Consider the following 26281-nt stretch of genomic DNA (forward strand, 5'->3'; position numbering starts at 1 on the left):
GCACCCGCTGCCGGGATTTTTCCCATCCACCGTTTCTCTTAGTACTCCCAGCGCAGCGTCATGCCCAACACCAGCGGGCTGGCGTCGAGCTCATCTGGATGCACAAACGGCGTACCGGCAAAGAAATCGTAGTTGGTTTTCCACAGCACCCCGCGCAGCCCGGCCACGCCGCCCGCCAGATAGGTGGTGGAATAAATCTCGCTACCCTGTCCGCTGACCCGACCAATATCCATCCCCAGATAAAACTGCGCCGCCAGTGAAGGCAGATTCAGGTTGAGATCGTTGCGCAGGAACCAGCCGCTGTCAGCCTGCAACGTGGTATCACCGTCAAAACCGCGCACCGTCCAGCGATTGCCGATGGAAAGCTGGTCGGGAAGATTGAGCTTATCCGGCGTTATCTGCTGGCTGTAGTGCGGATGCCAGCTCAATGAACGATTGAACAGCGAGAACGGCACGTTGGCCTCAACGTCAATATTGATAAGCCGCGAGCCCTCGTCGGCATTGCCAGTTTGCTCTTCCACCGACTGTTCCGCCCCCAGCCAGCTGGTGTTGCGCTGGAACGAGACTTTGGTATCAATGACCGCCTTACCCGGATAAGCCGTATGCTCAAGGGTAGCGCGCCACGAGGCCATGTCGTGTGCCTGGACGAGAATTTCCGTATCGTTAAGGTCATATTCGTCGTCGCGCTTCAGCACCTGGAGGCTGGCCTGTAATTTCTGATAGCCGCTGCGAAACAGCATGCGGTTAAGCGTGGCGCTAAGATTTCGTTCATCGCCGCTGTATTCATAGGTATTGCTGCCATCCACCACCCGCTGGGTGTACTTGTCGCGGCTGGCGTAGAGATCCAGCGACCACCAGCCGAACGGCACCGAATAATAGGCGGTACCGTACTTTGAATTTTTATCCCCCTGGTTTTGCAGTCCGCCGCCCGCCGAGAGATAAATCAGGTCGTCGAGGGTAGTGATATTATCCAGATACAGCGTGCCGCCGCCCTGATAGCGCCCGGTGTATTTGCTCCCCGCATCATCCACCCACGCGCCGAGGCGCCAGAGTTTCGCCTGCTGGCGTGACATCTCGATATCGCTTTCGCCGTCGTGCGCACCCGGTTTCAGCTTAATACTCGCTGTTGTTCCCGGCACCCGCTGGAGGTTTTCCAGCCCCTGCTCCAGCGCGCGAAGTGACATCAAATCGCCCGAGGAGAGCGGCAGCGTATTGCCAAAATGCACGTTCTGCTGGCTGCCATCGCGCCACTGAATTTCTCCAACCTTGCCGGGCTGGAGCCGTAAATGCAGTTCGCCGGTGCGCAGATCCTGGTTGGGAATTGCCACGCGGCTGGTAATGTAGCCGCCGGCAATAATCTGGTTTTGCACCGCACGCGCCAGCAGATTAACTCCTTTCGCCCCCAGGCAGCGGCCCTGTGCCTGCTTAAGCAGCGATTTCAACGGCAGCCACTGCGGCAGCGCCGGGCGATTATCAATCACCACCCGGTTGAGGGTAAAACAGGGCGTTTCCTGCGGAAAGTCCAGCTCGCCGGGGCGCAGCGTGCTTTTGCTCGCCATCACTTCGGTGCCCTGCGGCGTAAGCTGCGTTTGACGGGCTTTCTGATTGTCGGTTTGGCTTGTAGAGGGATGGATGACCGGGCCGCTGTCAGCCATGACGTGGGGGCAAAACGGAATAAAAATGGAATAGCAGACAAAAGCCACAAGCTGACGTCGCATAGTGGGGAGATCCCTTGCTCTTATAAAGTCAGAATAAAAACTGGCCACCTTCCCGGTGGCCAGTGAGATGTATATTAACGATTAAAAGGATCAATAGGAATGTTTGGTATACGCACCATAAATAGACCCTTTATTACTCATTTTGTTGACATAAAACGTCGTATTGTTAGCGTATACAACGCCAGTCTGTTTTATATTGATAGCGTCAGATTTCATTACGCCATTATTTTCCGTATAAAATTCACCTGCATTATCAATACGTTTTACGGCTTCAACGCTAAAGCTATTAGCACCATAAATATATCCCCCTTTATTGTTTTCAATAGTTGCTGAGGCGTACATATTGAGATTGCCAATAGTTGTGATATCACCGTTATTAGAAATATCTTTGCCGGTTAAAGAAATATTTTTAGTGGTCGTAATTATGCCATCATTGGACAACTCATCGGCGGCATTAACGGTAATATTGCCGGCAGATGACTCTACAACGCCGCCATTGTCGGTGTAAAAATCATCGCTCGCATTAATCGCGATATCCCCGGTGGCCATCAGGCTCCCATTCCCAATATCAATGTCATTGCCGGTGATATTGATACTATTGCCGGAGATAGTACCGCGGTCGTTATCAAGGTTATCGGCCTTGATCGTAACCTCCGCGCCGTTAATGACTCCGCCGCTATTCTTATCGTAACAATTTGCCGTGTTATCCAGCTTGTTGACGACCAATTGCAGGGAACCGTCGCTGCTAAGCTTACCGTCGGTATTGGTCAGCGTCTTGGTATTGACTAACAGCGAGTGGGTGGTGGCGACTTCACCACCCTCGTTATCAAAAGCGTGTCCGGCATAAATGCTGGCATCCGCGGCGGTGATTTTGCCGTGATTGTCGATATCGTCCACATCCACCTGCAGACTATTATTGGCCTGAACGGAGCCGCCATTGCTGACTTTTTTCGCCGTCGCGGAGATATCCTGGCCATAGATGCTACCGCTGTTATTCAGTGAGTCAGTATTCAGCGTCAGGGTGCTGTTGCTGGCAATCCAGCTGCTGTTATCGATTTCATCGGCAGTTATGCTTACCGCGCCGTTACCGGAGATCCCCTGCCCGGCGTTATCCAGCGACTGGCCGTGGGTATCGATAGTGAGGGTGCCGTTGGAGACGATGGCACCGTCGACGTTGTTATCGATATTCCCGCTGTTAATGGTCAGCGCGCGCTCGGCCTGCAGTGTGCCGTGGTCGTTATCGAGGGTATTTTTGTGTGTATCAATCGCCACTTCACCACCGGCAATCAGGCCGTTATTCTCCAGCTTGCCCTTAGTGCTCAGCGAAAGGGTATCGCTGGCAGAGATAGTGCCGTTATTGCGCACGCCCACGCCGTCTTCAGTGCCGATAAGCTGAATTTTATTGGCGTACATGCCGCCGAGGCTGGAGACATCCACCGCCAGAGACGGTTTGCTGAACACAGAAGACGAAATACCGCGGGTCGCCAGGGTCGCGTAATCGACGTGATTACTGCCGGTGACGATGCGCAGATCCTGCGCCTGCAGCTGGGCGTTGACCTTCACCGAACGGGAGATAATGTCGGTATAGCCGGTGCTGCGGTCATCCATTCCCTTACCGGTGATCACCACCTGGCCGTCGTTAACATTAAAGCCGGTCAGCTCGCCGTTGCTCATTTCGGCGGTCCCTGTCACCAGCGTGGAGCGGCTGGCGTTAATAAACCCGCAGCCGTCGCAGGAAATGCCTGACGGGTTGGCAATGACCACCGCCGCCTGCTGCCCGGCCACTTCGACCATGCCGTTTAGCTGACTCGGGTCGCGGGAGTTTACTTCGTTAAGAATCACCGTGGCGCTGCCGCCCGACATATTGCTGTTACCCGCAATATCGCCGCCAAGCGTGGTGCTGCTGCCGGTGGAACTGTTGTTAAGAATCACGCCGGTCGGGTCTACGTCGAACTGGGTAAAGGTGTTATGGGAAACGCCTCCTGAACTGGCGCCGCTAATATTCACCACCGTCGCCCCGGTGTCCGCAATCGTGACTTTGGTGTCAGGCGATTTGCGGCCATCAACCACCACGGCGGCGCTCGCCTGGGCGATAGCACCAAGCCCCAGCCCCACGGCAAGGGACATGGCACTCAGTTTAAAAAGGGTCTTTCCTGCTTTTAACGTTTTCATCGCTGTTCCTTATAGATGAGGGGTAAATTTTGCTTAGTCATAGCTAATATTGAAGGTCGCCGAGGCCTGGAAATCCCCCGGCTGCACCGGTGTACCGTCGCTAACCAACTGTGCCTGCATAGGCATCTCGCGGTGGTTAACCGTGCCGGTGTAGGGGAACGTCAGCACGCTGGCGCCGTCCGGCGACAGCGGATTGTCCTGGGTATCGGTAATTTTGACCCCGACGCCCGCGGCGCTGCCGCTCTGCTGGCCCAGCAGCGTGGCGTTGTTGCTATCCACTCTGGTGGAGGTCATCTTGACGTAGACGTTGTTCAGGGTGGCGCTACAGTTATCGACGACCAGAGTAAAGGGCACCTTGTCGGTGCTGTCGCCGGAGAGCTGCTGCGGGGTGATACCGTCGCCGAGATTGATGACCGCAGAAGGGTTGCCGTCAACGCTGATATGGGTATCGCAGGTCGGCGTTTTCGGTACCAGATGAACATCGAAATAGTAGGAAATACCATGTTTTGCAGATGAACCGAACCGCATAGAAAACAATCCATAACGACTACCGGCGTAATCGCCATCGAAAGGAAACGGCTGCCATGAAGGAAGCTGCCAGAAATAGACATTAAGCTTAAAATTCATCCCCGATTTCCTGGAACCAATCGCCTTCATGTCATCCCAAGGGTGACCATCCTGGTTTATCCAGGTGGCCGTGCTGCCAGCAACAATCGGAATCGTGTCCCCGGAATGCCCCTGGCACTCACCGGACTCATCACCCCCCTGACAGATAATTTCCATGGAGTAGGCAATGCCTGGCATATCCTGATTAACCAGATACAGCGTGCGGCCGCTCGAATCAGTACCGGCAATCCCGCTGGCTGGCACGTTACTCATCCCGAAGACAGTAACGCTGTTGTCGCCAGAACTGTCTGAGCACTCCAGATCGTCATCGTTATCGAACAGATCAATGGTCTTCATCCCCAGCAGCACATCGCTTGCCGGGGCTCCGGTGATGCTATCGAACATCCCCGTAACGTCACCCATATTGAGGGTCTTCCCCGCCCCATATTTATTGAGATAACTGTTACTCATATAGCAGTCATTCACCTTCGCCTGCGCGCCTGCGAGGTGAAATACAAACAGCCCAACGCCCAGCACGGATATCAGCATTCGGCGGATTAACCCCATCCTGTTTAAACAACTCACCGCATTTCTCCTTTGCATTACTGATACTCCACGTCGACCATCAACACCGCCGACACCAGCCCGGCGCTGACGCTGCCGATTTTTTGATAGCGCACGTCAAAGGCGTAGCTTTGGCGATAGTCGCTCTCGGTGGTGGGTACCACCACATCGGAGGTGCCATCGCTTTTCAGCACGTTTTGCTGGCCGTCATGCCAGAACACCACCACCCCTACGCCCTGCGCACCATTGCTCTGCGCAGGCAGATCGTTGGCAAATACCTGCTTAAAATCCGCAGGACTCACGCCGCTGACGGGCTGGATTGAAAAGTGCAGCGCAGATAGCTGATCGACGTTGTCGCACTCGTTGACCGCCACGTTAAAGGAGGCCTGCGAGCCGAAATCCGTTGGGGTCTGGGGATCATCTTCGAGGGTGCGCACCTCGACGGTGGGTAACACTACCGTGGCGGGCTCAACCTGAATGGCACAGTGGTCATCAAGCAAATTGGCCGTAATGGTCATATCCAGCGCCTGGCTCGCCGCCGCAGGGCGGCAGACAGTCAGCAACAGCATGCCGATGAGCGATATCGCGCTCGTTTTTCTGGCAGCGGCAATCATCTTAAGGCTCCCGTTATTGGTAATTGACGGTAAACGTGACCGGCGCGCTGAAACTGCCGCTGTGCAGGTCGGCGCTGGTTTTTCCTGGCGCGACCACCAGACGGGTGGAAAACGGCATATCGGCGCTGGCGTTGGGGTCAAAGGTTTGCGCGGAAGAGAGCGTGTCGCTACAGTTCAGCAGCATCCCGCTGCCGTCAGCATCACGGTAAATTTCAGCGGCGGCGCCGGTCGCATCCCCAGCCCCGCCGAAGGTGACGCCGTTGCAAAGCCCATTGGCACCGGCGGATGCCTGCACCGTGGCGCTGCTTACTCCCTGGCAATGGCTGAAGCTTACCGAGAAGTTTTGCCAGGCATTTCCCTGCTGCACCTGGCTTTTATAGACGTCGCCAAAGGCCAGCGTGCCGTCGGTAAGAAGTGCGCCGCCGCTGGTTTTCAGCTCTGCCTGACAGGTCCCCGCCACCACGGTAGAGGTAAAGTTGACCTGGACATCATCAATCGCCCAGCTGGTTGGGGCATAAAGCGCCGTCAGTAAGGCAGCGGAGAGCGTCAGCGATAAAGTACGAGAAAGTACTGCCAAATTTCGGTTCATGGGCTGCATCGTCCGCTAGTTGTAATCGAAGTGAAAAACGGCCGTCGCCTGCACGTTGCCCGCTTTGGCAAGGGCGGGATCAACGGTGGCGGTAATCCTGGCGATCAGCGGAACCTGTACGGACTGGGTAAAATTGTCTTTAACAAGTTCCTGCCAGCCAAAGGTGCCATAGTCGATTTTTTGATTAAGGGTCAGCGGCGTATCCGGGCTGTCGGCCCGGCTGAGCGAAATACCCAGCCCCTGTGCGGCCTGTAGACCTTCTGCCTTGTTGAGCAGCATGTTGCCTGCCTGAGGAGCGACATCGGCTTCAATGGTGGTGAAAAAGTTCGGCGTGCCTGCTGCCGGGCATTCGGTCGCCTGCAGACTAAAACCGGCTGTCGCCGCGCTGTCGCCGCGCTGTCGCCGCTGACGATCGCATCCATTGAGACCTCTCCGGCGCTGTCGCCAATCACCACCGTCTGGTTTTTACCGTCTCCGCTGCCGCCGACCACGTTAACCACGCAGGTGGTGTCAGCCACGGTGGCGGTGAAGGTCACATCAATATTGCCGCCAACCACTGGCTCAGCCTCAACGGGTGATGAACACAGGCCGCAGGTCAGGAGCAGGCTGGTTATCGATAATGCGAAAGACTTCATTTGACACTCCCTGCTTGTGGCTTCGCCACGGCATGCATCTGGCAGCGCTGACCGGAAAGAACGATAGTCTTCGCCGCCTTTTGCGGATCGGCAGGAATGCTGTACCTCACGGCGCACATATCAGAAGAGCTGGCCCCCCAAACCACCTGCAGCGTGCCGGTATCGGCGATACCGCGAACATAGGCGTAGCCGGACTGGCCGACGTTACCAACCTCGTCGCCCTTCTCATTGCGCACCGATGCGCCGAGCGGAATATCTCCGCCATCGTCGCGCGCCAACATCAGCAGTACCGACTGCCCCTGATCGGTTTCGAAGTTAACGCCAACCACTGCACCACTGGTCGGGACAACGGTGGTGCTGGTGCTTTTTATCTCCACGTCGTTCTCCAGACCATCGATATTCAGACCAACCTGGTTTTCCCGGTACGGCGACAGATAGGTCGACATGCCATAACCGGAACGGCCAATCTCGCCATCACCCATCGTCAGCTTCGCCCCTTCTGCACCCTCGGCATGCACCAGCGCAATCGCGCTATCGCTGCCGATACTGTCGGGTGCGAAGGTAACGCCGCCGGAGTGCACAATCACCCCACCGCTGTTACTCAACGAATACTGGCTCCCCTCGCCGTCGGTCACCGATGCCGACGCATTGAGTGGGCCGTAAGGGCCATTCCATGTCAGATAAGTGCCCACCGACGAAGAGCTTGAACTGTCACCGCCGCCGAATCCTGTGGCTGCGTTGACGCTATAGCTAAACTTGTTGTCTTCCGTCGCGCCGCTGGCGTTGGTATTAAGCTGAGTGCTGCCGTGGCCGCTATTGCTGATGCCACCGCTGAGCATGTTGAAGCCTGCGGGGTTGTGGTTATCGTGGGTAAAGGCGCTGAACGGCACGGAAAAGTTGAGGTAGACGCTGTCGTCTTTTTGGCCTTCGTTGTCATAGCTGCGCTGAGCTGAGACGCTATAGCTAACCGCTTTCCAGCTGTTGCTGTAACCGGCCGAATACTGTTGGGTATCGGCGTAGCCGCCCCAGTAGGTTTGCCAGGTACCCGACAAATAGAATGAGCCATGATCCTCGCCATCCCAACGCAGCGGCTGACTGATGTTCAGTTGGAGCTGATCGCGCAGGCGCTGGTAGTGGCTCAGATCCTCAATCGTACCGTCGCGCAGATCGTCGTTGAGCGATGCAGCATCTTTTAGGGTCAGATATCCCCGCGTCGAGAAGCGATAGGCCGCGAGGCTAAACGACGTTTGCGTCGCCGACAGCAGACTGCTGTAGGTGAGACGGTAGCTCTCTCCGGATTCGCTATTGTGCCCATCATCATCAAACTCAGCGCGTGAATGAGTAATATCCGCCGCCAGCGCGCCGAAAGGCGTGTTAAATGCCAGCCCGCCAAGGGCAGCGAGATAGTTTTGGTCGCTGCCCTGCAGCCCGCCATAGCCAGTGATGATATCGCTCATGCCGTAGTAGCCGTTGAACTGCGCCACCTTTGGCTTGTGGTTCAGTGAATTATCATGAAGCTCCCCGGCAGCCACTTCCCAGCGACCATGACCACGACGCATCAACTGCGGAACCGAGGAGTAAGCCACGACAAAGGTTGTTTTGCTGCCATCGGCCTCTTCGACCGTAACGTCCAGATCGTTACCGTAGCCGCTGGGGACCACATCCGTCAGGGTAAAGGGGCCAGGTGGTACCGTCGTCTGGTAGATAGTCGAGCCGTTTTGTTTCACCGTGACTTTGGCGTTGCTGTTTGCCACCCCGCGGATAAGCGGCGCGTAGTTATTCACGCTGGAGGAGTACATCCGTGTGTCGGTGTACATTCGCAGGCCGCGAATTTTCAAGGTATCAAAAGCATCGCCCTTGGTGCTGGAATCCCCCAGGATCATCTGCGCACGCAGCGCCGCAATATCGCGCTGCAGGTAAATATCCTGGCTGTCGTATTCCGTTTTACCGCTATCGCTATCCCAGTTGAGCGAACCGCGCGCGCGTAACCGCCATGGGCCAAGGTTGGCACCATAGGAAAGCCCGGCGTAAGCCGTGTCGGAATCATTGCTGCTGCTGATCCGATGGTAGTAGTTGGTGTCGTAGGCGAGCAACAATGCCGGCATACCGTTATCCCAACGCGATGGGGGGACCGTACCGTTCGGAATGTGCTGTAAGAAAATCTGCGGAACGACAATATCCAGCCGAAGGTTAAGTGGATCGTAGTTGACCGAAGAGCCCGGGAAATAGCGGGCTAAGTCATCGAGACACTTCTCTTCGGAGGGAATGGGCGTAACCGCTTTGCTGCTGTCTATTTCGAGGCGCTCAAGCAGCGAAGGCATCAGGCACGGCTCAGCCTGTACCGTACCGTTATCCTGAAAGTGAAGACTCTGTTCATTAAGGAACGGCTTATTATTAAGATAAACCAGGACCTGATAATCACCCGGCGCGACAGGATTGCCTTTCGCATAACGGGAAGTATCAATTTTATTACTGCCCATTAGAAAGTTGCTGTTAAACTCCACCTCTTCCTGCGCCGAGGACAGAATCGGATAACAGGCGAGTGTAATAAGCAGGAGCCGCCAGCGGGACGTCGTGCAATCCATGTTCTATTTCCCATGAGCCAGATGAACAACGATGAATTATTTAATTTTCTGATTGTTATCCAGCGTATTTCCCAGATCACCGATGGCGACATAGTGTATTTCCGCTGACCCAGGTACAGACTTCAGCGAATTAATGGTCAGGGTCTCTTTAGCAAGCGGTGGGATCATTTTTGGCGTAACGGCCCACTGCATGGCCCCTGATTTAACTTCCGCCCGAGTGAGCGAAACGTAATAAGGCGAAGTATTATTGACAATCAGTGCGGGTTTGCCATTTTCACTGCCCCATTGCCACTGGAGTTTCTCGGCTGCTTCACTCGCCGAACCGGATAAATTATCCGGCCGCCAGAACAGCTTAATTCGAGTACGCAGTGCCACCTGCAGCGTACTGGCATTGGCCGCCGTTTTTGATTTCGCGGGTATTTCCAGCATACTGAGCCAATACACGGATTCACGATCCTGCGGGAAATGGTTATTCAACGCAGTAATTTTGATGGTCTGCTCACGCCCTGGATCGAGACGCCCAACGGGCGGCGTAACCATAAACGGTAAATTGAGTTTATCCGGCGACTGAGATTCGCGCCCATCGTCAATCCAGGTCTGGACAAGCACTGGTCCAGTGCCACGGTTGGTCGCTTTGATCGTTTTTTCATGCGCTGACTGGGCGTAAATCACACGAGTGGATGACAGCACCACGCCGGATTGCGCGGAGAAAGAGAGAAGAAATAACCCGCAGAAACCCGCGGCAATAAGGGTTTTACCGGTAAACAACGACATAAGCACTTCCTTGCTGAACTCAAACGTTGCGATCGTTTAAACTCTGCCATCTGCGGTAGCAGACGGCAGAGCGTCGTGTTTATTAGATATAATCTACAGTGAAGGTCACCATACTATTAACCACGCCAGGACCGACTTTGGTGGTATCAGTCGCCACATACGCTGCATTCATAGCCAGCTTACCTGCACCATCAGTGAGAGTGACATCCAGCGAATCCGCATCCAGCTTCAGCACGGTAGAATCAGCTGATTCCAGAGCAACCTGCACGCCTGGCGCGCCTTGGTTTTCCGGTTTCGTCGAGTTGTTCAGGTAGCCAGTCATTGCATCAATATCGGTGCCCTGTGATACAAATTTAACGGTGCCTGTTTTTACTGCAACCGGGCATCCCGTAAATTCAATAGCGAAAGGGGTGGCATAATATGGAGTGCTATTTGCGACAAACTTTGCCGTCTCGATTGTATCCAGAACAACCGCTGCGCCATTATTGACAGCAATCTGACAGGTTCCGGAAGTCACAGTACCACGCACAGTAATTGTGCTAAGATCCTGGCCGTAGGTTACGGCTTCTTCCGCCAGTGCAGAACCGGAAGCAACTAAAGCCGCAAGCATAGACATCCCAAATAATACTTTCTTCATTTCTAATAACTCCTGTTAATAAAAAAATAATTCCATCTGAAAACGTTCGCCATTAAAAAAACAAACCAAACGCGTTCTGCGAATCTTGCCTAAATAAGAAACTAATTAACCAGATCAATTAATAAAGTTAATTTCTCAAATTAAACAATCTTCAGCGGCATAAAAGTAGACCCAGTATTAAAACGCGTCCAATTGTTAATAACGATCGATGATGCGGTTATCGATCGTTTACGACGATCAATCAATAAATAATATCATTCCATAAATTACATTAATAATGTCCACAAAGAGAATTATTCGGAGGTAAATATCCAGGATGAGACTCATTAAAACAACCTATCTTGTGCAAACAAGAAAAAAACATTGCTCTCCGAATCTCGTTGTGAAAGAAAAGAAAAAAAATAAAAAATCAATATATTATTGTTATAGCCATCTCGTTTTTAATATATTTACCCTAATGATAGACCGCAGATTATTATTGATATTTAGATAAAGATGCCGCCAAAGTCGATCCTGTATCAGTTGTTCAGAGCCCCAAAGCCTTCCCCCAGGTCGTAGGCAAAGAGCCACTAACGGCAAAATCTCAGTCCGTATCCGTATTCCTCTCTCTTCCATAGGGTCTTTTTCTTTGCCTCTCTCCACTTTGACGGTGTGCTGATTAATTAAACGACCCGATTTTTAATCGTGTATCGGTCGCCCCTTGTGTTTATGAACTGAAAAGCTATTTCATTCCCATGAAATCCGTCGCTTACCTCTGTTTACATTTTAATAAAAATGCGTATATTTCTCATTTGCATTCACAACAATGCATTTGCATGTGGCAAATCTCGACCGGGACCGCAGAGTTCCGGAGAAAAATAACTATCATTGATAAGGACTTACCATGTCTTTCACTTCCACCACCCGGGATGGTCGCCTCGCGCCGTCGCTGATTGCTATGGGTATCGCCCTGGCACTCTACCCTCAGCTCGGCCAGGCCGCTGATAACACCGAAGAGACTATCGTTGTCGAAGGATCCTCAGGCTCCAGCAGCGACACGCAGCAGCAGGACTACAGCGTTAAAGCCACCACTGCGGGCACCAAAATGCAGATGATCCAGCGCGATATTCCGCAGTCCGTGAGTATCACCAGCGAGCAGCGCATGCAGGATCAGCAGCTGCAAACCCTGGGCGATGTGATGAACAATACCATCGGCATCACCAGCAGCCAGGCCGACTCCGACCGTACCAGCTACTACTCTCGCGGTTTCCAGATTGATAACTATATGGTCGATGGTATTCCGACCTATTTTGAATCTCGCTGGAATCTGGGCGATGCGCTCTCTGATACCGCGCTATTTGAACGTGTGGAAGTGGTACGCGGGGCAAACGGATTGATGACCGGAACCGGGAACCCTTCGGCCTCTATCAACATGGTCCGCAAACATGCCACCAGTCAGGAATTTAAAGGCAACCTGTCCGCCGAATATGGCTCATGGAATAAACAACGTTACGTCGCCGACCTGCAAAGCCCGCTGACCGAAGACGGAAAAGTGCGCGCGCGTATTGTGGCCGGTTATCAAAACAATGACTCCTGGCTTGACCGTTACAACAACGACAAAACCTTCTTCTCCGGTATTCTTGATGCCGACCTCGGCGATACCACCAGCCTTTCCGTGGGCTATGAGTATCAACGTATCGACATCAACAGCCCGACCTGGGGCGGCCTGCCTCGCTGGAATACCGATGGCAGCACCAACCATTACGATCGTGCGCACAGCACTTCGCCGGATTGGGCCTACAACGATAAAGACATCAATAAAGTCTTCATGTCTCTGACCCAGCGCTTTGCCGATACCTGGCAGGCCACGCTGAACGCCACCCACTCCGAGGTGAAGTTCGACAGTAAAATGATGTATATCGATGCCTATGTGAACAAGGCCAACGGTTCACTGGTTGGCCCGTACGGCAGCTACGGCCCTGACTATGAATACGTCGGCGGAACCGGCTGGAACAGCGGTAAGCGGAAAGTGGATGCACTGGATCTGTACGCCGACGGTAGCTATGACCTGTTCGGTCGCCAGCATAACCTGATGCTCGGCGGCAGCTACAGCAAACAGAACAATCGCTACTTCAGCTCGTGGGATAACGTCTTCCCGGATGCCATCGGCAACTTTAATAACTTCAACAGTGCCAGCTTCCCGGAAACCAACTGGAATCCGCAAAGCCTGGCGCAAGACGACACGACGCGGATGAAGTCGCTGTACGCCGCGACGCGCATCACGCTGGCCGATCCACTGCATCTGATTGTTGGCGCGCGCTACACCAACTGGAGCGTCGGCACGCTGACCTACAATATGGAGCAGAACCACACTACGCCGTATGCGGGCCTGGTGTTGGATATCAACGATAACTGGTCCACCTACGCCAGCTATACCTCCATCTTCCAGCCACAGAATGAGCGTAGTAGTTCGGGGCAATACCTGAAGCCGATTACCGGTAACAACTATGAAGTGGGTCTGAAATCCGATTGGATGGACAGCCGCCTGACCACCAGCCTTGCGGTATTCCGTATTGAGCAGGACAACCTGGCGCAGTCTACCGGCGTACCGATTTCAGGCAGCAATGGCGAAACCGCCTATGCCACCGCGGACGGTACCGTCAGTAAAGGCGTCGAGTTTGAGATTAACGGCGCGCTGACCGATAACTGGCAGATGACCTTTGGCGCCACCCGCTATGTTGCTGAAGATAACGAAGGCAACGCGATTAACCCGAACCTGCCGCGCACCACCATGAAGCTGTTTACCCGCTATCGCCTGCCAGCAATGCCTGAGCTGACCGTTGGCGGCGGCGTTAACTGGCAGAACCGCGTGTATAAAGATACCGTGACCTCATTTGGTACCTTCCGCGCCGAACAGGGCAGCTACGCGTTAGTCGACTTGTTCACCCGCTACCAGTTCACCAAAAACTTCTCCGTGCAGGGTAACCTCAATAACCTGTTCGACAAAACCTACGATACCAATATCGACGGGTCGATTGTCTATGGAGAACCGCGTAACGTCAGCGTGACCGCCAGCTATCAGTTCTGATTTAGGTCGCAATTACGCCAAAGGAGCCTACGGGCTCCTTTTTTGTGTGCCTGATACCGTATTCCCCGGGCACAGGTTATGTGTGCCTGGTGTAGCCCATCCAGGCGGAGCGCCGCCGGGTATGGAGCCTATGTTACAAACATAAAAAAACGGCTCCCTGTTATGGGAGCCGTTATGGTGCGTTCAACCTCCCCTTAACGGTTCGGCTTTGAACGCATCGCGCTTTTCTTTATTGCGCCATGGCTGTCTGGCTTATGCCAGAATCTCGCGAACAAAGGCTTCAATTTCTTTGTTCTGGCAGTTCTCGAAGAAACACTGCTGGAAGCGCTGGCCGGAAACGGCGGTTTTCACCAGTTCCGGGTCAATCGCACGCAGGGTATCCAGATAGTTTTCTTTTACGACAGCGGCTTTCACCTGGTTCAGGATGCCCGCGTTACGGACCTGAGGTTCTTTACGCTCTGGCGGATAACCTTCGCCGTTACGACCGGTGAAGGCTTTTTCGAACATGTAACGGACGTTCAGTTCAGCACCCCAGCCAAAGCCTTTCGCGAAGGCCAGAGACAGCGCGTTACCGTTGTTAATCTGTGCGAACAGGAAAGCATCCGCTGGATCCAGGCAGTAACCACAAACCACGCCTGGGTGGATGTTCAGAGACATTAGCGCGCCCTGGCCGGTACCGCAGCCGGTCACAACGAAGTCTACCGCTTTCGAGTTCAGCAGGATGCTGGCCATGATGCCCAGGTGGATGTAAGTCAGATGATGATCGTTTTCATCAGACATACCCACGTTATAGACCGGGAAGCCTTTTTCATCGGCCACGGCTTTTAACTCATGATGAATAGTCGCGTTTTTGCTGGCCTGGCTATTTTCCATCATCAGTGCAATTTTCATTCTTTCCTCTCCTGAAAGCTACGCGGGCTCGCCCGCAATCGTTCGATTACATTACGCTAACCTTACTACCTGACAAACGCACTTTCAAATTTTATGAAAAAACGTTTTGATTTTTACCAATGCGGTCACACTTTTGCCATTCACCTAATTGATAAATCATTACATAAACGCTTAATTATTTACTGTCTACTGGCCAAATGGTCGATTAGACTAAGGCTGGGATAGAAGAGTCCCTGCTTTTTATACGCTATTAAATGGATAGAATAGTCATCGCAAAGGAACTGACTTGTGACACAGGACTGCCGATTTTTTCGACACGGGCTGGGTCTCCTTGTTCTACTGACCCTGTTACTCGTTTGCACGACCCGCTCTCTTGCCGCACCTCCACAGAAAGAAACGTCTGCCGCCCCCATCCCGGTTTGGGTGCTTGATGCCGACAGTTTTGAATTCTGGCGCGATAGCCGCGGGCAATATCATGGTTTTTACACTGAGCTTCTGCACGCCATTAATTCACGCTACGGTTATAATCTGACGCTGCGCCCTATCGACAGCACTACCTTCGCGCAACGTTTTCATCACCATGATTACGGCCTTTACGCCAGCGTGTTACAAACCAAAACTCACCTACATAACGCTATTTTATCGGCACGTGTGTTTGAAAATTCTCTCGTCGCTGCCAGCATTACGCGCCAGGCAGAATCCATCCATGACCTTGAGAATACGCGGGTCATCTTCCGCCGCAGCGACCATACGCAGGAAATTATCCAGCAGGCATATCCCGCGCTGAAATTTCTGAAAGTTATCGAAGTCGATAGCAGCAAAGAGGCGCTGCAGATTCTGCGCAGCGGCGGCGCGGATTTCTATATCAATGAAGACCGGGAAATTGGTAATCCACAGTATTATTACACCCTCTCTCGGCCATTCAGCACCCTGCGCACCAACGCCGCCTTTGGACTGAGCCACGAACTTCTCTATTTACGCGACAATATCAATCAGTTGATTAACGAGTGGCAGCAAAGCGGCAAACTCAAGGCGCTGGAGGAACAATGCCAGATAGAGTTCCTCCGTCATCATTTGACCATCACCAACGAAGAGCGCGCCTGGCTACAGGAAAATCACCTATCCCTCTGGCTGCCCAAGAATGAGAGTTTCGCCCCAATTATCTGGAAGGACGATCAGGGCTATCATGGCAGCGCCATCAGTTTGGTGAACGACCTGCGTGAACTGCTGAATATCAACGTCGACGTGCAGTTCGTCGATAACTATATGATACGAATGCAGAATGAAAACTGGCCCATCCATCTTGCTGATATTTTTGATGTGCGCAACGGCGCGCAAATGGAAGGGTTGGTTGGACCGCTGGCAAATTGGTATAACGCGTATTACAACAAAGTCGGGCAACCTTTTATTGTTGATGAAGAACAGGTGCGCCACCAGCGTATTGGAGTCATCAGCGGCTCATTCGCCGCCTCTTATCTGCGCCAACGGTTTGGTACCGACGTCACGCTGATATCCCGCGCGTCCATTGATGAGTTGCTGGACGCCATTGATAGTAATGCCATCGACTATATCCTCGGCGATTTATCGTCGCTTGAGCAGGCGCTACGCGGGAGCGATCTGTTTCGCGGGGCGCTGAAGGTTGCCGGGCTGACCCATTCCAGCTACCAGATTGGTACCTGGGTAAGCACCAACCATCCCCTGCATGCGCTACTGACGCAGGTGCATCTCATATCCAGCTATCATCATCAAATCATCCCGCCTGCCAGCACCGCCACGTCGACTTCACTGAGTAAAAATGCATTACAGATAATCAGCGCCGGGCTTTTGGCATTGCTGGTATTTATTCTCAGTATGATGCTAATGATGTGGCGGCATATGAATAAAAATCGCGCGATAAACCGCAGCATCGTCGAGGCGATGGAGACGATTAATCATGTGCACGATGATGAAACCGGCTGTCATATCCGTCGGGTGGCGGCCTACTGCGGCCTGCTGGCACGCCATCTCAAATTACCGCCGAAAACCGTGTGCGCCATCGAAACCTATGCCTCGCTCCACGATATTGGCAAGATTGCCGTGCCCGAGCATATTCTGCGTAAAAATGGCAAACTCACCGATGATGAATTTAAGCAGATTCAGCAGCATACCGTAAAAGGCTGGCGCATTATTCAAGGCCTGGCGCTGGGGTCCATCGCCGAAAATATAATCCACTACCATCATGAAAAATGGGATGGTTCAGGTTATCCAGAAGGGCTGGCCGGTGAGAATATTCCGCTGGAGGCTCGCATTCTGGCGATTGCCGACGTCTACGATGCCTTACGCCAAAAACGCGTCTATAAACCCGGCTTCACACATGAAGGCGCCTATGAAATCATCATCCGCAACTCAGGCAGCCATTTTGATCCAACGCTGGTCAAACTCTTTTCCCAGCTGCAGCTACAGTTCCAGGCGATTTATGACTCACAAATGGATTAACCCACGGATATAGCGACTATTCAAAGGATTGCCTACAAGAAGGGAGGCTAGAATGAGGTTACGACAGATTGCGCAGAGCGAATTGATGAAAAGCCTCATTCTTATCCCCTTCCTGCTGGCACTTTCCGCATGTTCGATTCCCCGTGCGGCAAGCGTAAGTGAAGTCGATGCCAATAGCGGTATCGTCCGCCTGACATACGGCCAGGCCATTTTGCAAAATGCCAAAACCGACGACTATATTGCCCGTTCTGAAGCTAACAAAGCCTGCCAGCAGATGGGCTACGCCACCGCGTTTGCCTATGGTCAACCGATTACCACCTGCACAACCACCAGCGGTGCGCTGTGTCTTAACGAACATGTGACGTTGCAGTATCAGTGCCGGGGCATCGCCAACGTACCGGTGTCTGCTGCTTATTATTAATTCTTCCCGCCGGTTAGTTCCGGCGTTATTTATTGTGGGTATTAATTTATCGTTATATTTATGCCAATGAGTTTTATTCCCATTCGTATTATTAAATAAATAATTTTATATTTACCTTTTGCAAATAATTTAATAACAAATTATAGTTTCGCGGTAATTAACTTGTAACGTATTTTTCAGGAGCGAAACTATGCTTAAAGCGCCAATGATCGAGAAATTAAACGAACAAATGAATCTCGAACTCTATTCTTCGCTGCTGTATCAACAGATGAGCGCCTGGTGCAGTTTCAACAGCTTTGAAGGTGCAGCGGCCTTTTTGCGCCGTCATGCGCAAGAAGAGATGACGCACATGCAGCGCCTGTTCGATTATCTGACCGATACCGGCAGCCTGCCGCGCATCAACACCGTGCCAACGCCGGTTGCTGAATATGCGTCACTGGATGAGTTATTCCGCGTCACCTACGAACATGAGCAGCTGATCACCAGCAAAATCAATGAACTGGCTCATGCAGCAATGACGAATCAGGACTACCCGACCTTTAACTTCCTGCAATGGTACGTGGCTGAGCAGCATGAAGAAGAAAAACTGTTTAAATCCGTTATCGATAAGCTGACGCTGGCGGGCAAAAGCGGTGAAGGGTTGTACTTTATTGATAAAGAGCTGGCAACGCTCGATACGCAAAATTAATTATCGGGCAGCGGCGTTAAACGCCGCTGCCGATTAATGCCGACAAATTTTACTTTCGGCGGTATTAAAACCAGATTCCTGCGGAATAAATTTTCCTTTCTTATGCAGAAATGCCACCAGCTCGGCGGCACTCATATTCTCTGCAGAACAGGTATGAAAACGCGCCTGTTCACCAAAGCGTGCATGAATAGCCGTTTCAAGACTTTCCATACTGTATTGCTCACCCGACGCCAACATCATGTTCAGCACTTCATGACCGTGAATAGAGTCCATTTTTCCTCCCGTAATAAAGCACCACCATAACGTGCATTTATATTATATGTTTTGCGCTAGCGCAGCTTTCTCTCGCACAGTAAAAATCGTAAACATAACTATACACACACTGTAATTCAGATTTGACGAAATCATTACTTTCACATACTCTGCGCGGCATCTTTCGTTGTGATTATGTCGTGAAGTAGAGGAAAGCGTGAGAAACCGTACCCTGGGGAGTATTTTAATCGTAGCTGGCACCACAATCGGCGCAGGAATGTTGGCGATGCCGCTGGCTTCTGCGGGCGTTGGCTTTGGCGTTACGCTGGTGCTGTTGATTGGGCTGTGGGCATTAATGTGCTACACCGCCCTGCTGCTGCTGGAAGTTTATCAGCACGTTCCTGCTGACACCGGGTTAGGTTCGCTGGCGCTGCGTTATCTGGGGCGCTACGGACAGTGGGTCACCGGGTTTAGCATGATGTTCCTGATGTACGCGCTGACGGCTGCCTATATTAGCGGCGCGGGCGAGCTGCTGGCCTCAAGCCTTAGCCAGTGGTTAAGCGTCGATATGCCGCCGTCCCTGGGGGTACTGCTGTTCACCGCCGTTGGTGGTCTGGTTATCTGTATCGGTACTTCGCTGGTCGATCTCTTCAACCGCTTCCTGTTCAGCGCCAAAATCATCTTTTTGATCGTCATGCTGGTGCTGCTGCTGCCGCATATCCACAAAATCAACCTGCTGACGCTACCGCTGGAGCAAGGGCTGGCGCTTTCCGCCATTCCGGTTATCTTCACCTCGTTTGGTTTCCACGGCAGCGTACCGAGCATCGTCAGCTATATGAATGGCGATGTACGCAAGCTGCGTCGGGTATTCGTCATCGGGAGCGCCATTCCGCTGGTGGCCTATCTATTCTGGCAGCTAGCGACGCTTGGCAGCATTGACGCTCCGGTATTCGGTTCGCTGATGGCGCAGCACAGCGGCTTAAACGGCCTGCTGATGGCGATCCGCGAAGTCGTCGCCTCGCCGCACGTTGAGCTGGCGGTGCATCTGTTTGCTGACCTGGCGCTGGCAACCTCATTCCTCGGCGTAGCACTTGGGCTTTTTGATTATCTGGCCGACCTGTTCCAGCGTAAAAATAGCGTGCGCGGGCGTCTGCAGACCGGGGCCATTACCTTCCTGCCGCCGCTGGCCTTTGCCCTGTTCTACCCGCGTGGTTTTGTGATGGCGCTAGGCTACGCTGGCGTCGCCCTGGCCGTTCTGGCGCTGATTATTCCTTCGCTGCTCACTCTTCAAAGCCGTAAGCATCACCCAACTGGCGGCTATCGCGTGGCAGGAGGCAAGCCGATGCTGTGGCTGGTATTTGCCTGCGGGATAGCGGTAATTATTATTCAGGCGGGTATTGCTACCGGGTTGTTGCCGGCAGTGGGTTAAAGACGGTGCGGAAACATCATCAGTTCGTCTTGATGATGTTTCCGGCTAACGCAATTCTTTGAGGCTTATCATAATTACGAAAAATACCCGTAGCCGCTAGTTATTCAACTTAGCTGCATCATTTATCCCCTTCTCCATCGATTCACAGCACTCTCCCGCTCGTACTAATAATAATTATTCACTACCGGCGAAAAAACGTTCGTTTATCACTGCACTTTTTTAGTGCAATGCGGATGCGAAACTTTAAATAAATGTTAAATTTAAGCCATGCAGTGAGTCACTCTGCATACCACGGCTAACTAAGAATAAATTACTTACAAGACTAAGGTTTATCATGGATAAGTTATCTTATGCTTCCGATAGTAAGACATCTGCCTGGAACACCTACCTGCAACAAATCGAACGCGTCGCACCATATCTCGGTGAGTTAACCCGCTGGATAGACACCCTTCGCCATCCAAAACGTGCGCTGATTGTCGATATCCCCGTACAAATGGACGATGGCACGATCCGCCATTTCGAAGGCTACCGCGTACAGCACAACCTTTCCCGTGGTCCGGGCAAAGGCGGCGTGCGCTACCACCCGGATGTAGACCTTAATGAAGTCATGGCGCTGTCTGCGTGGATGACTATCAAGTGTGCAGCCCTGAACCTGCCGTATGGCGGTGCGAAAGGCGGCGTTCGCGTTAATCCATTCGAACTCTCTGAAGGTGAGCTTGAGCGCCTGACGCGTCGCTATACCAGCGAGATCGGCATTATTATTGGCCCGCAGAAAGATATCCCGGCACCGGACGTTGGCACTAATGGCAAAGTGATGGCATGGATGATGGATACCTACTCCATGAACCACGGCACCACCATTACCGGCGTCGTCACCGGCAAACCGATTCATCTGGGAGGTTCTCTTGGTCGAGAAAAAGCCACCGGTCGCGGGGTGTATATCAGCGGTCGCGAGGTGGCCCGTCGTGCCAATATTGAAGTAGAAGGCGCTCGCGTTGCGGTTCAAGGCTTCGGCAACGTCGGCAGTGAGGCCGCCCGCCTGTTTTCCGCCGCTGGTGCACGGGTGGTTGCCATTCAGGACCACACCGCGACCCTTTTCAATGCCACCGGTATTGATATGGATGCATTGACGGCCTGGCAGGTTGAACATAAGCAGATTGCCGGTTTCCCAGGGGCCGACACCATCGACGGCGAAGCATTCTGGCAAGTGGACATGGACATTCTGATCCCGGCGGCGCTGGAAGGTCAGATTACCCGTCAACGTGCGGAAGTTCTGAAGTGTAAACTGGTTCTGGAAGGTGCTAACGGACCGACCTATCCGGATGCCGACGATGTGCTGGCCAGCCGCGGCGTTGTTGTCGTACCGGACGTCGTGTGTAACGCCGGGGGGGTAACCGTCAGTTACTTCGAGTGGGTTCAGGACATGGCGAGTTTCTTCTGGAGCGAAGAGGAAATTAACGCCCGCATGGATAGAATCATGACCGAAGCGATGGTACACGTCTGGGAAAAAGCCGCGGAGAAGACCTGTTCTCTGCGTACCGCAGCCTACATCGTTGCATGTGAGCGCATTCTGCTGGCCCGTAAAGATCGCGGGATCTACCCAGGTTAATGCCAAAACGGTGAGCGGCTTCGGCGGCTCACCGCCTTTCTTCTACCAAACCTCCCCCACTGAGCTATGCTGTAAGCCGTTAATGACACCCAAAGGAGTCAGGCATGGCCGACTGGAATCCCTCGTTGTATTTGCAATTTGCCTCCGAACGTACTCGCCCGGCGGCCGAGTTGCTGGCTCGTATCGCCAAACCTTCAGCTAAACACATTGCCGATCTGGGCTGCGGCCCGGGTAACAGCACCGAGCTGCTACGTGATGTCTGGCCTGATGCGGTGATTACCGGCGTGGATAATTCGCCCGCCATGCTGGAAAAGGCGCAGCAGGCATTGCCTGACTGCCAGTTTGTTAATGCCAATATCAGTGAGTGGCAGCCGGAACGGCCGCTGGATGTGCTCTACGCCAACGCTTCGCTGCAATGGGTGGCCGACCATCAGGCGCTGTTTCCCCATCTGGCATCACTGTTGGCAAAAGACGGCGTCCTCGCGGTACAAATGCCGGATAACTGGCATGAACCGTCACATGCGTCAATGCGTCAGGTCGCCAATGAACTGGGCCATCCACCGCGTGCGCGAACGCCATTACCGAGCGTTGCGGCTTATTATGATTTGCTGACGCAAAGCGGCTGTGAGGTGGATATCTGGCGAACCACCTATTTCCACCCGCTGGCGTCGCATCAGGCGATTATCGAGTGGTTAAGCGCCACCGGGCTGCGCCCATATTTGCAGGATCTTGATAACGTCAATCAGCAGGCCTTCCTGCATCGCTACCTGCAGTTGCTGGAAGAGCATTATCCCCGGCAGAAAAATGGTCAGGTGCTGTTGGCGTTTCCACGTTTATTTATTGTCGCCCGGCGGGTTAACCGCTGAAGCAGGCAAAAAAAAGCCGCCTGATGAAGGCGGCTTTTTGCTTATTTCGCTAAGCAGCACTGCTTATATTTTTTTCCGCTGCCGCACGGGCACGGATCGTTCCGGCCTACTTTCGGCGCGTTAACAATCGGCTGCTGCACCGGCGCTTCTTTTGGGTTATCCATCCAGTAGTCATACAGCGCCAGCGCCGAAGGGCGGATTTGATCGATGCTGTCAACGTACTCTTCGGCGGTGAATTTACCCAGTTCGGTGGTTTTCTCTTCATCGCCGTGCAGGGCAATATTATCCAGCGCCGCCTGCAGTTCTTCCGGCAGACCGGTCCAATCGCTCATACCCACGCCGCGCAGATAGCCGTAGCACCACTCTTCAACGATGGTCAGCTCCTGATCTTCTTCTTCGCGAGTGCCAAACAGCGGTTCGAACTGATCGGGATAATCATTCAGACGATCGGCAATGTCGCTCATATGCTGCAGCGTCAGATTGACAAAGCGATCGCGCTCGCGGTCGGTCGCCCAGTGCGGCACGTGCTCGGCCCCACCCCATACGGCGAACATCCACTCGGCTGGTTCAATCTCCAGCGGTGACGAAAGCACTGCGGTCAGCATACCGTCGAGTTCGGAGACGTCGATAATTGACGCATCGGTGGCATACTTAGCAATCGTTTCGTCCAGCCATTCCAGTTCGCTTTCGGTTAATGGTCCCGTTTTCATACTTATCTCTATCGTTGTTGATGACGTGTATCTAGATTCAGGCGGCAATGATGCAGGAGTTTACCGCTGAACTCCAGCATCATTACCCCATCTCGCTATACGCCGCCCAGATAGGCCTTCCGTACATCCTCATTACCCAATAGTTCTTCGCCGCTGCCGCTAAGACGAATTTGCCCGTTGACCATCACGTAGCCGCGATCCGAGAGTTTGAGCGCGTGGTGGGCGTTTTGCTCAACCAGAAAGATGGTCATGCCGTTTCGCGCCAGCTCGCGTAACGTCTGGAAGATCTGTTTCACCACAATCGGCGCCAGACCCAGACTCGGTTCATCCAGCAACAGCAGCTTGGGACGGCTCATCAGCGCACGGGCAATCGCCAACATCTGCTGTTCGCCGCCGGACATGGTCATCGCCCGCTGTTTACGCCGTTCCTTCAGACGCGGGAAGAGATCGAACATGCTTTGCAGATCTTCGGCTGCATATTTGTTGCCGATTGGAATGGTCCCCATCAGCAAATTTTCTTCGACGGTCATATCAGGGAAGATGCGTCGCCCTTCGGGAGCCTGCGCAATGCCCGCCGAGGCGACAAAGTGGGTCGATTTATGGCTGATATCTTCGCCGCTAAACAAGATCTGCCCACTGCGCACCCGCGGCTGGCCGAAAATTGACATCAGCAGCGTCGACTTTCCCGCACCGTTGGCGCCAATCAGCGACACGGTTTCACCCTTATTGACCTGCAATGACACCTGTTTAAGCGCCTGAATCACGCCGTAGAACACATCCACTTCACGAAACTCCAGCATCGGCTCGCTCATAGATGAACCTCATCTTCACTGGCGCCCAGATAGGCGGCAATCACCTTTTCGTCATGTTGAATCTGTTCCGCTTTGCCCTGCGCAATCACATCGCCATGATCAAGCACGATAATATCGTCCGAAATCTCCATCACCATTCCCATATCATGTTCAATCAATAAGACGGTTATCGCGTGATGTTCCCGCAGAAAACGGATGATTTTGCTCAACGCCAGCGTCTCCACCGGGTTCAGTCCGGCGGCAGGTTCATCGAGGCAGAGAATCTCCGGCCCGGTACACATTGCTCGCGCAATCTCCAGCCGTCGCTGCTGGCCATATGACATCTCTCCTGCCAGGCGGTTAGCGCAATCAACAAGACCCACCACCTCCAGCCAGTAAAAAGCGCGATCCAATGCATCACTTTCCGCCCGGCGGTAGGCTGGCGTATTCAGCACCCCGGCAAGCAGATTGCGGTTGACCTGCATATGCTGGGCGACCAGCAGGTTTTCCACCACCGACATCTCCCGGAATAAGCGGATATTCTGAAACGTTCGCGCCAGCCCCGCCCGATTAACCAGGTGCGTGCCGCCAAACATTTTGTAGAAGACTCGAGAACCAAGTTGCGCCGGATTCAGCCAATCGCCCGGCTGGAATTTCTGCCCAAGGATCTGAATGACGTTGGTGGTTTTGCCCCGCGCATTAAACAGAATATGGCCACCGGAGGCTTTGTAGAAACCGGTCAAACAGTTAAATACCGTGGTTTTTCCCGCACCGTTTGGCCCGATAAGCGCGGTTATCGACCCGCGCTCCACTTCGAGGTTAACGTCGTTTAGCGCTTTAATACCGCCGAAATGCATCATCAGATGCTCCACGCGTAAAATCACATCGCGGTTCATGGTGCGACTCCTTTACGCACGGCATAGCCGCTGCGATTAATGCGGATTAGGCCGCGTGGCCGCCAGATCATCATCACCACCATCAGCACGCCAAACAACAGCACGCGGTATTCCGCAAAACTGCGCAGCAGTTCCGGGGTGACGGTGAGGACAAAGGCTGCCAGCACCACGCCGACGGTCGAGCCCATACCGCCCAGCACCACGATGGCGAGGATCAACGCCGACTCGAAAAAGGTAAATGAAGTCGGGTTCACAAAGCCTTGATAAGTGGCGAAGAACACCCCGGCAATCCCCGCCGTTGACGCTCCGAGGGTAAAGGCTGAGAGCTTCACCAGCACGTGATTTAGCCCCATTGAGCGACAGGCAATCTCATCTTCACGCAGCGCTTCCCATGCGCGGCCAATCGGCATTCGCGTCAGGCGATGTTTGATGTACAGCACCAGCAACACCACCAGCACTAACACCGCGTAGATAAAAATAAACTTCATGTTGGGGTTGTAGCTCAAATGGAAAAACTCGTGGAACGGCACGCCGCCTTCTTTGGCGCGGCGGCCAAACTCAAGCCCGAAGAAGGTTGGCGGCGGTGCAGAGATCCCGTTCGGGCCGCCGGTAAAGCTCAGCCAGTTATTGAGGATAAGACGGATAATCTCGCCGAAACCGAGCGTGACGATCGCCAGATAATCACCGTGCATACGCAAGACTGGAAAACCGAGCAGCGCCCCGGCGGCAGCGGCCATCAGCGCCGCGATAGGCAACATGGACCAGAAACCCAGCCCCAAATACTGATAGCCCAGCGCGAGGCCATAGGCGCCAATGGCGTAGAAGGCCACGTAGCCCAGATCCAGCAGACCGGCCAAACCGACTACAATGTTGAGTCCTAGCCCCAGCAGGACATAAATCAAACCCAGGATCGCGACGGTCAGCACATATTTAGTGGCGACAAACGGGAAGCAGACAGCCAGTGCCAACATCAACGGGATAACCCAGCGCATCCGGCTTTTGTAGCCCGCCGGACGGACGTACACCCCGGCGCTATCGCCTTCAAAGCGTGCGGCAAATCGGCGTCCAGTCTGGGTCATCAGAAACGCGCTAAGCAGAAATCGTCCCACCATCACTGCCGCGATGATCCACACCAGCCGTTGCCCTTCGAAGTTAAAGCTATAGCCGTCCAGCACCACGCCGACGATGGGGCCAAAGAGAATTAATGCCACTAGCCCGGAAAAAATGGTGTCCAGAACGCAGCGTTTAAGCGAAAAACCATCGTGTGAAGCGGTTAAAGTCGTCATGTTCAG

Annotated in this window: 21 protein-coding genes and 1 pseudogene; 7 read left to right on the forward strand and 15 right to left on the reverse strand. The window is 53.4% G+C overall.

The window, feature by feature from the left end; all coding sequences use genetic code 11:
- Positions 1-38: 38 nt before the first annotated feature.
- The 9 genes and pseudogenes from ABOC97_RS18595 to ABOC97_RS18635 form a co-directional block, all read right to left on the reverse strand.
- Positions 39-1718 (reverse strand): ShlB/FhaC/HecB family hemolysin secretion/activation protein, encoded by a 1680-nt coding sequence (locus ABOC97_RS18595; protein WP_349600608.1) that lies wholly within the window; start codon positions 1716-1718, stop codon positions 39-41.
- A 90-nt stretch (positions 1719-1808) separates the two neighbouring features.
- A complete protein-coding gene (locus ABOC97_RS18600) occupies positions 1809-3890 on the reverse strand; it encodes a two-partner secretion domain-containing protein (protein ID WP_349600611.1) in 2082 nt (693 codons plus the stop codon).
- Positions 3891-3923: 33 nt separating this feature from the next.
- The gene (locus ABOC97_RS18605) at positions 3924-5081 is read right to left on the reverse strand and encodes a fimbrial protein (RefSeq protein WP_349600614.1); all 1158 of its coding nucleotides are present in this window, start codon (positions 5079-5081) and stop codon (positions 3924-3926) included.
- 17 nt (positions 5082-5098) lie between these two features.
- Positions 5099-5674 carry a fimbrial protein gene (locus ABOC97_RS18610; protein WP_349600616.1) on the reverse strand — a complete coding sequence of 192 codons (576 nt, stop codon included), beginning with the start codon at positions 5672-5674 and terminating at the stop codon, positions 5099-5101.
- Positions 5675-5687: 13 nt separating this feature from the next.
- Positions 5688-6263, reverse strand: a complete 576-nt coding sequence (locus tag ABOC97_RS18615; RefSeq protein ID WP_349600623.1) for a fimbrial protein — start codon at positions 6261-6263, stop codon at positions 5688-5690.
- Positions 6264-6278: 15 nt separating this feature from the next.
- Positions 6279-6650 (reverse strand): annotated as a pseudogene (locus tag ABOC97_RS18620) (fimbrial protein); the annotation flags it as partial.
- Between the two features lie 244 nt (positions 6651-6894).
- Entirely contained in the window at positions 6895-9483 is a 2589-nt protein-coding gene (locus ABOC97_RS18625; protein WP_349600626.1) for an outer membrane usher protein, read from the reverse strand.
- Between the two features lie 36 nt (positions 9484-9519).
- Positions 9520-10257, reverse strand: a complete 738-nt coding sequence (locus ABOC97_RS18630; protein ID WP_349600629.1) for a fimbria/pilus periplasmic chaperone — start codon at positions 10255-10257, stop codon at positions 9520-9522.
- Positions 10258-10339: 82 nt separating this feature from the next.
- Positions 10340-10894, reverse strand: coding sequence for a fimbrial protein (locus tag ABOC97_RS18635; RefSeq protein WP_349600631.1), 555 nt, complete (start codon positions 10892-10894; stop codon positions 10340-10342).
- Positions 10895-11777: 883 nt separating this feature from the next.
- Between ABOC97_RS18635 and fhuE the strand changes: the two genes are divergently transcribed.
- Positions 11778-13961 carry a ferric-rhodotorulic acid/ferric-coprogen receptor FhuE gene (fhuE, locus tag ABOC97_RS18640; RefSeq protein WP_349600634.1) on the forward strand — a complete coding sequence of 728 codons (2184 nt, stop codon included), beginning with the start codon at positions 11778-11780 and terminating at the stop codon, positions 13959-13961.
- A gap of 252 nt (positions 13962-14213) precedes the next feature.
- Here the strand turns inward: fhuE and ABOC97_RS18645 are convergent, their stop codons facing one another.
- Complete coding sequence (locus ABOC97_RS18645) at positions 14214-14852, reverse strand: RpiB/LacA/LacB family sugar-phosphate isomerase (RefSeq protein ID WP_234506989.1); 639 nt, start codon at positions 14850-14852, stop codon at positions 14214-14216.
- A gap of 288 nt (positions 14853-15140) precedes the next feature.
- Here ABOC97_RS18645 and ABOC97_RS18650 point away from each other — a divergent pair, with 288 nt between their 5' ends.
- The 3 genes from ABOC97_RS18650 (at position 15141) to ftnA (ending at position 18436) form a co-directional block, all read left to right on the forward strand.
- Entirely contained in the window at positions 15141-17327 is a 2187-nt protein-coding gene (locus tag ABOC97_RS18650) for an HD domain-containing phosphohydrolase (protein WP_349600637.1), read from the forward strand.
- An 85-nt stretch (positions 17328-17412) separates the two neighbouring features.
- A complete protein-coding gene (gene yecR / locus ABOC97_RS18655; RefSeq protein WP_234507024.1) occupies positions 17413-17748 on the forward strand; it encodes a YecR family lipoprotein in 336 nt (111 codons plus the stop codon).
- A gap of 190 nt (positions 17749-17938) precedes the next feature.
- On the forward strand, positions 17939-18436 hold the full coding sequence (gene ftnA, locus ABOC97_RS18660) for a non-heme ferritin (RefSeq protein WP_349600640.1): 498 nt from the start codon (positions 17939-17941) through the stop codon (positions 18434-18436).
- 33 nt (positions 18437-18469) lie between these two features.
- Here ftnA and ABOC97_RS18665 read toward each other — a convergent pair whose 3' ends face one another.
- Positions 18470-18709 (reverse strand): YecH family metal-binding protein, encoded by a 240-nt coding sequence (locus tag ABOC97_RS18665; RefSeq protein ID WP_349600643.1) that lies wholly within the window; start codon positions 18707-18709, stop codon positions 18470-18472.
- A 196-nt stretch (positions 18710-18905) separates the two neighbouring features.
- On the opposite strand from ABOC97_RS18665, the gene tyrP reads away from it, so the two are divergent.
- From tyrP to tam, 3 genes are all read left to right on the forward strand, one after another.
- Positions 18906-20117: a tyrosine transporter TyrP gene (gene tyrP / locus ABOC97_RS18670; protein WP_349600646.1), complete on the forward strand. Its 1212-nt coding sequence runs from the start codon at positions 18906-18908 to the stop codon at positions 20115-20117.
- 334 nt (positions 20118-20451) lie between these two features.
- Positions 20452-21726, forward strand: a complete 1275-nt coding sequence (locus ABOC97_RS18675; RefSeq protein ID WP_349600648.1) for a Glu/Leu/Phe/Val family dehydrogenase — start codon at positions 20452-20454, stop codon at positions 21724-21726.
- A 104-nt stretch (positions 21727-21830) separates the two neighbouring features.
- Complete coding sequence (tam, locus tag ABOC97_RS18680) at positions 21831-22592, forward strand: trans-aconitate 2-methyltransferase (RefSeq protein WP_349600651.1); 762 nt, start codon at positions 21831-21833, stop codon at positions 22590-22592.
- A gap of 41 nt (positions 22593-22633) precedes the next feature.
- Here the strand turns inward: tam and ABOC97_RS18685 are convergent, their stop codons facing one another.
- The 4 genes from ABOC97_RS18685 to livM all read right to left on the reverse strand — a co-directional run bounded on the left by ABOC97_RS18685 (position 22634) and on the right by livM (position 26275).
- Positions 22634-23302 carry a YecA/YgfB family protein gene (locus tag ABOC97_RS18685; RefSeq protein ID WP_234507535.1) on the reverse strand — a complete coding sequence of 223 codons (669 nt, stop codon included), beginning with the start codon at positions 23300-23302 and terminating at the stop codon, positions 22634-22636.
- A gap of 95 nt (positions 23303-23397) precedes the next feature.
- Positions 23398-24114: an ABC transporter ATP-binding protein gene (locus tag ABOC97_RS18690; protein WP_349600654.1), complete on the reverse strand. Its 717-nt coding sequence runs from the start codon at positions 24112-24114 to the stop codon at positions 23398-23400.
- Complete coding sequence (locus ABOC97_RS18695) at positions 24111-24989, reverse strand: ABC transporter ATP-binding protein (RefSeq protein WP_349600657.1); 879 nt, start codon at positions 24987-24989, stop codon at positions 24111-24113. Before ABOC97_RS18695 ends, ABOC97_RS18690 begins: the two co-directional genes overlap by 4 nt.
- Positions 24986-26275, reverse strand: a complete 1290-nt coding sequence (gene livM, locus ABOC97_RS18700; protein ID WP_349600660.1) for a high-affinity branched-chain amino acid ABC transporter permease LivM — start codon at positions 26273-26275, stop codon at positions 24986-24988. The genes ABOC97_RS18695 and livM overlap by 4 nt, the downstream gene beginning before the upstream one ends.
- Between the last annotated feature and the right edge of the window lie 6 nt (positions 26276-26281).

Source organism: Kluyvera huaxiensis, assembly GCF_040149365.1.
Taxonomy (GTDB): domain Bacteria; phylum Pseudomonadota; class Gammaproteobacteria; order Enterobacterales; family Enterobacteriaceae; genus Kluyvera; species Kluyvera intermedia_A.

What these genes read in the sequence shown, in the direction of transcription:
- ABOC97_RS18595 (WP_349600608.1), bottom strand. Translation starts at nt 1,718, where the DNA reads ATGCGACGTCAGCTTGTGGCTTTTGTCTGCTATTCCATTTTTATTCCG.
- ABOC97_RS18600 (WP_349600611.1), bottom strand. Translation starts at nt 3,890, where the DNA reads ATGAAAACGTTAAAAGCAGGAAAGACCCTTTTTAAACTGAGTGCCATG.
- ABOC97_RS18610 (WP_349600616.1), bottom strand. Translation starts at nt 5,674, where the DNA reads ATGATTGCCGCTGCCAGAAAAACGAGCGCGATATCGCTCATCGGCATG.
- ABOC97_RS18615 (WP_349600623.1), bottom strand. Translation starts at nt 6,263, where the DNA reads ATGAACCGAAATTTGGCAGTACTTTCTCGTACTTTATCGCTGACGCTC.
- ABOC97_RS18625 (WP_349600626.1), bottom strand. Translation starts at nt 9,483, where the DNA reads ATGGATTGCACGACGTCCCGCTGGCGGCTCCTGCTTATTACACTCGCC.
- ABOC97_RS18630 (WP_349600629.1), bottom strand. Translation starts at nt 10,257, where the DNA reads ATGTCGTTGTTTACCGGTAAAACCCTTATTGCCGCGGGTTTCTGCGGG.
- ABOC97_RS18635 (WP_349600631.1), bottom strand. Translation starts at nt 10,894, where the DNA reads ATGAAGAAAGTATTATTTGGGATGTCTATGCTTGCGGCTTTAGTTGCT.
- fhuE (WP_349600634.1), top strand. Translation starts at nt 11,778, where the DNA reads ATGTCTTTCACTTCCACCACCCGGGATGGTCGCCTCGCGCCGTCGCTG.
- ABOC97_RS18645 (WP_234506989.1), bottom strand. Translation starts at nt 14,852, where the DNA reads ATGAAAATTGCACTGATGATGGAAAATAGCCAGGCCAGCAAAAACGCG.
- yecR (WP_234507024.1), top strand. Translation starts at nt 17,413, where the DNA reads ATGAAAAGCCTCATTCTTATCCCCTTCCTGCTGGCACTTTCCGCATGT.
- ftnA (WP_349600640.1), top strand. Translation starts at nt 17,939, where the DNA reads ATGCTTAAAGCGCCAATGATCGAGAAATTAAACGAACAAATGAATCTC.
- ABOC97_RS18665 (WP_349600643.1), bottom strand. Translation starts at nt 18,709, where the DNA reads ATGGACTCTATTCACGGTCATGAAGTGCTGAACATGATGTTGGCGTCG.
- ABOC97_RS18675 (WP_349600648.1), top strand. Translation starts at nt 20,452, where the DNA reads ATGGATAAGTTATCTTATGCTTCCGATAGTAAGACATCTGCCTGGAAC.
- tam (WP_349600651.1), top strand. Translation starts at nt 21,831, where the DNA reads ATGGCCGACTGGAATCCCTCGTTGTATTTGCAATTTGCCTCCGAACGT.
- ABOC97_RS18685 (WP_234507535.1), bottom strand. Translation starts at nt 23,302, where the DNA reads ATGAAAACGGGACCATTAACCGAAAGCGAACTGGAATGGCTGGACGAA.
- ABOC97_RS18690 (WP_349600654.1), bottom strand. Translation starts at nt 24,114, where the DNA reads ATGAGCGAGCCGATGCTGGAGTTTCGTGAAGTGGATGTGTTCTACGGC.
- ABOC97_RS18695 (WP_349600657.1), bottom strand. Translation starts at nt 24,989, where the DNA reads ATGAACCGCGATGTGATTTTACGCGTGGAGCATCTGATGATGCATTTC.
- livM (WP_349600660.1), bottom strand. Translation starts at nt 26,275, where the DNA reads ATGACGACTTTAACCGCTTCACACGATGGTTTTTCGCTTAAACGCTGC.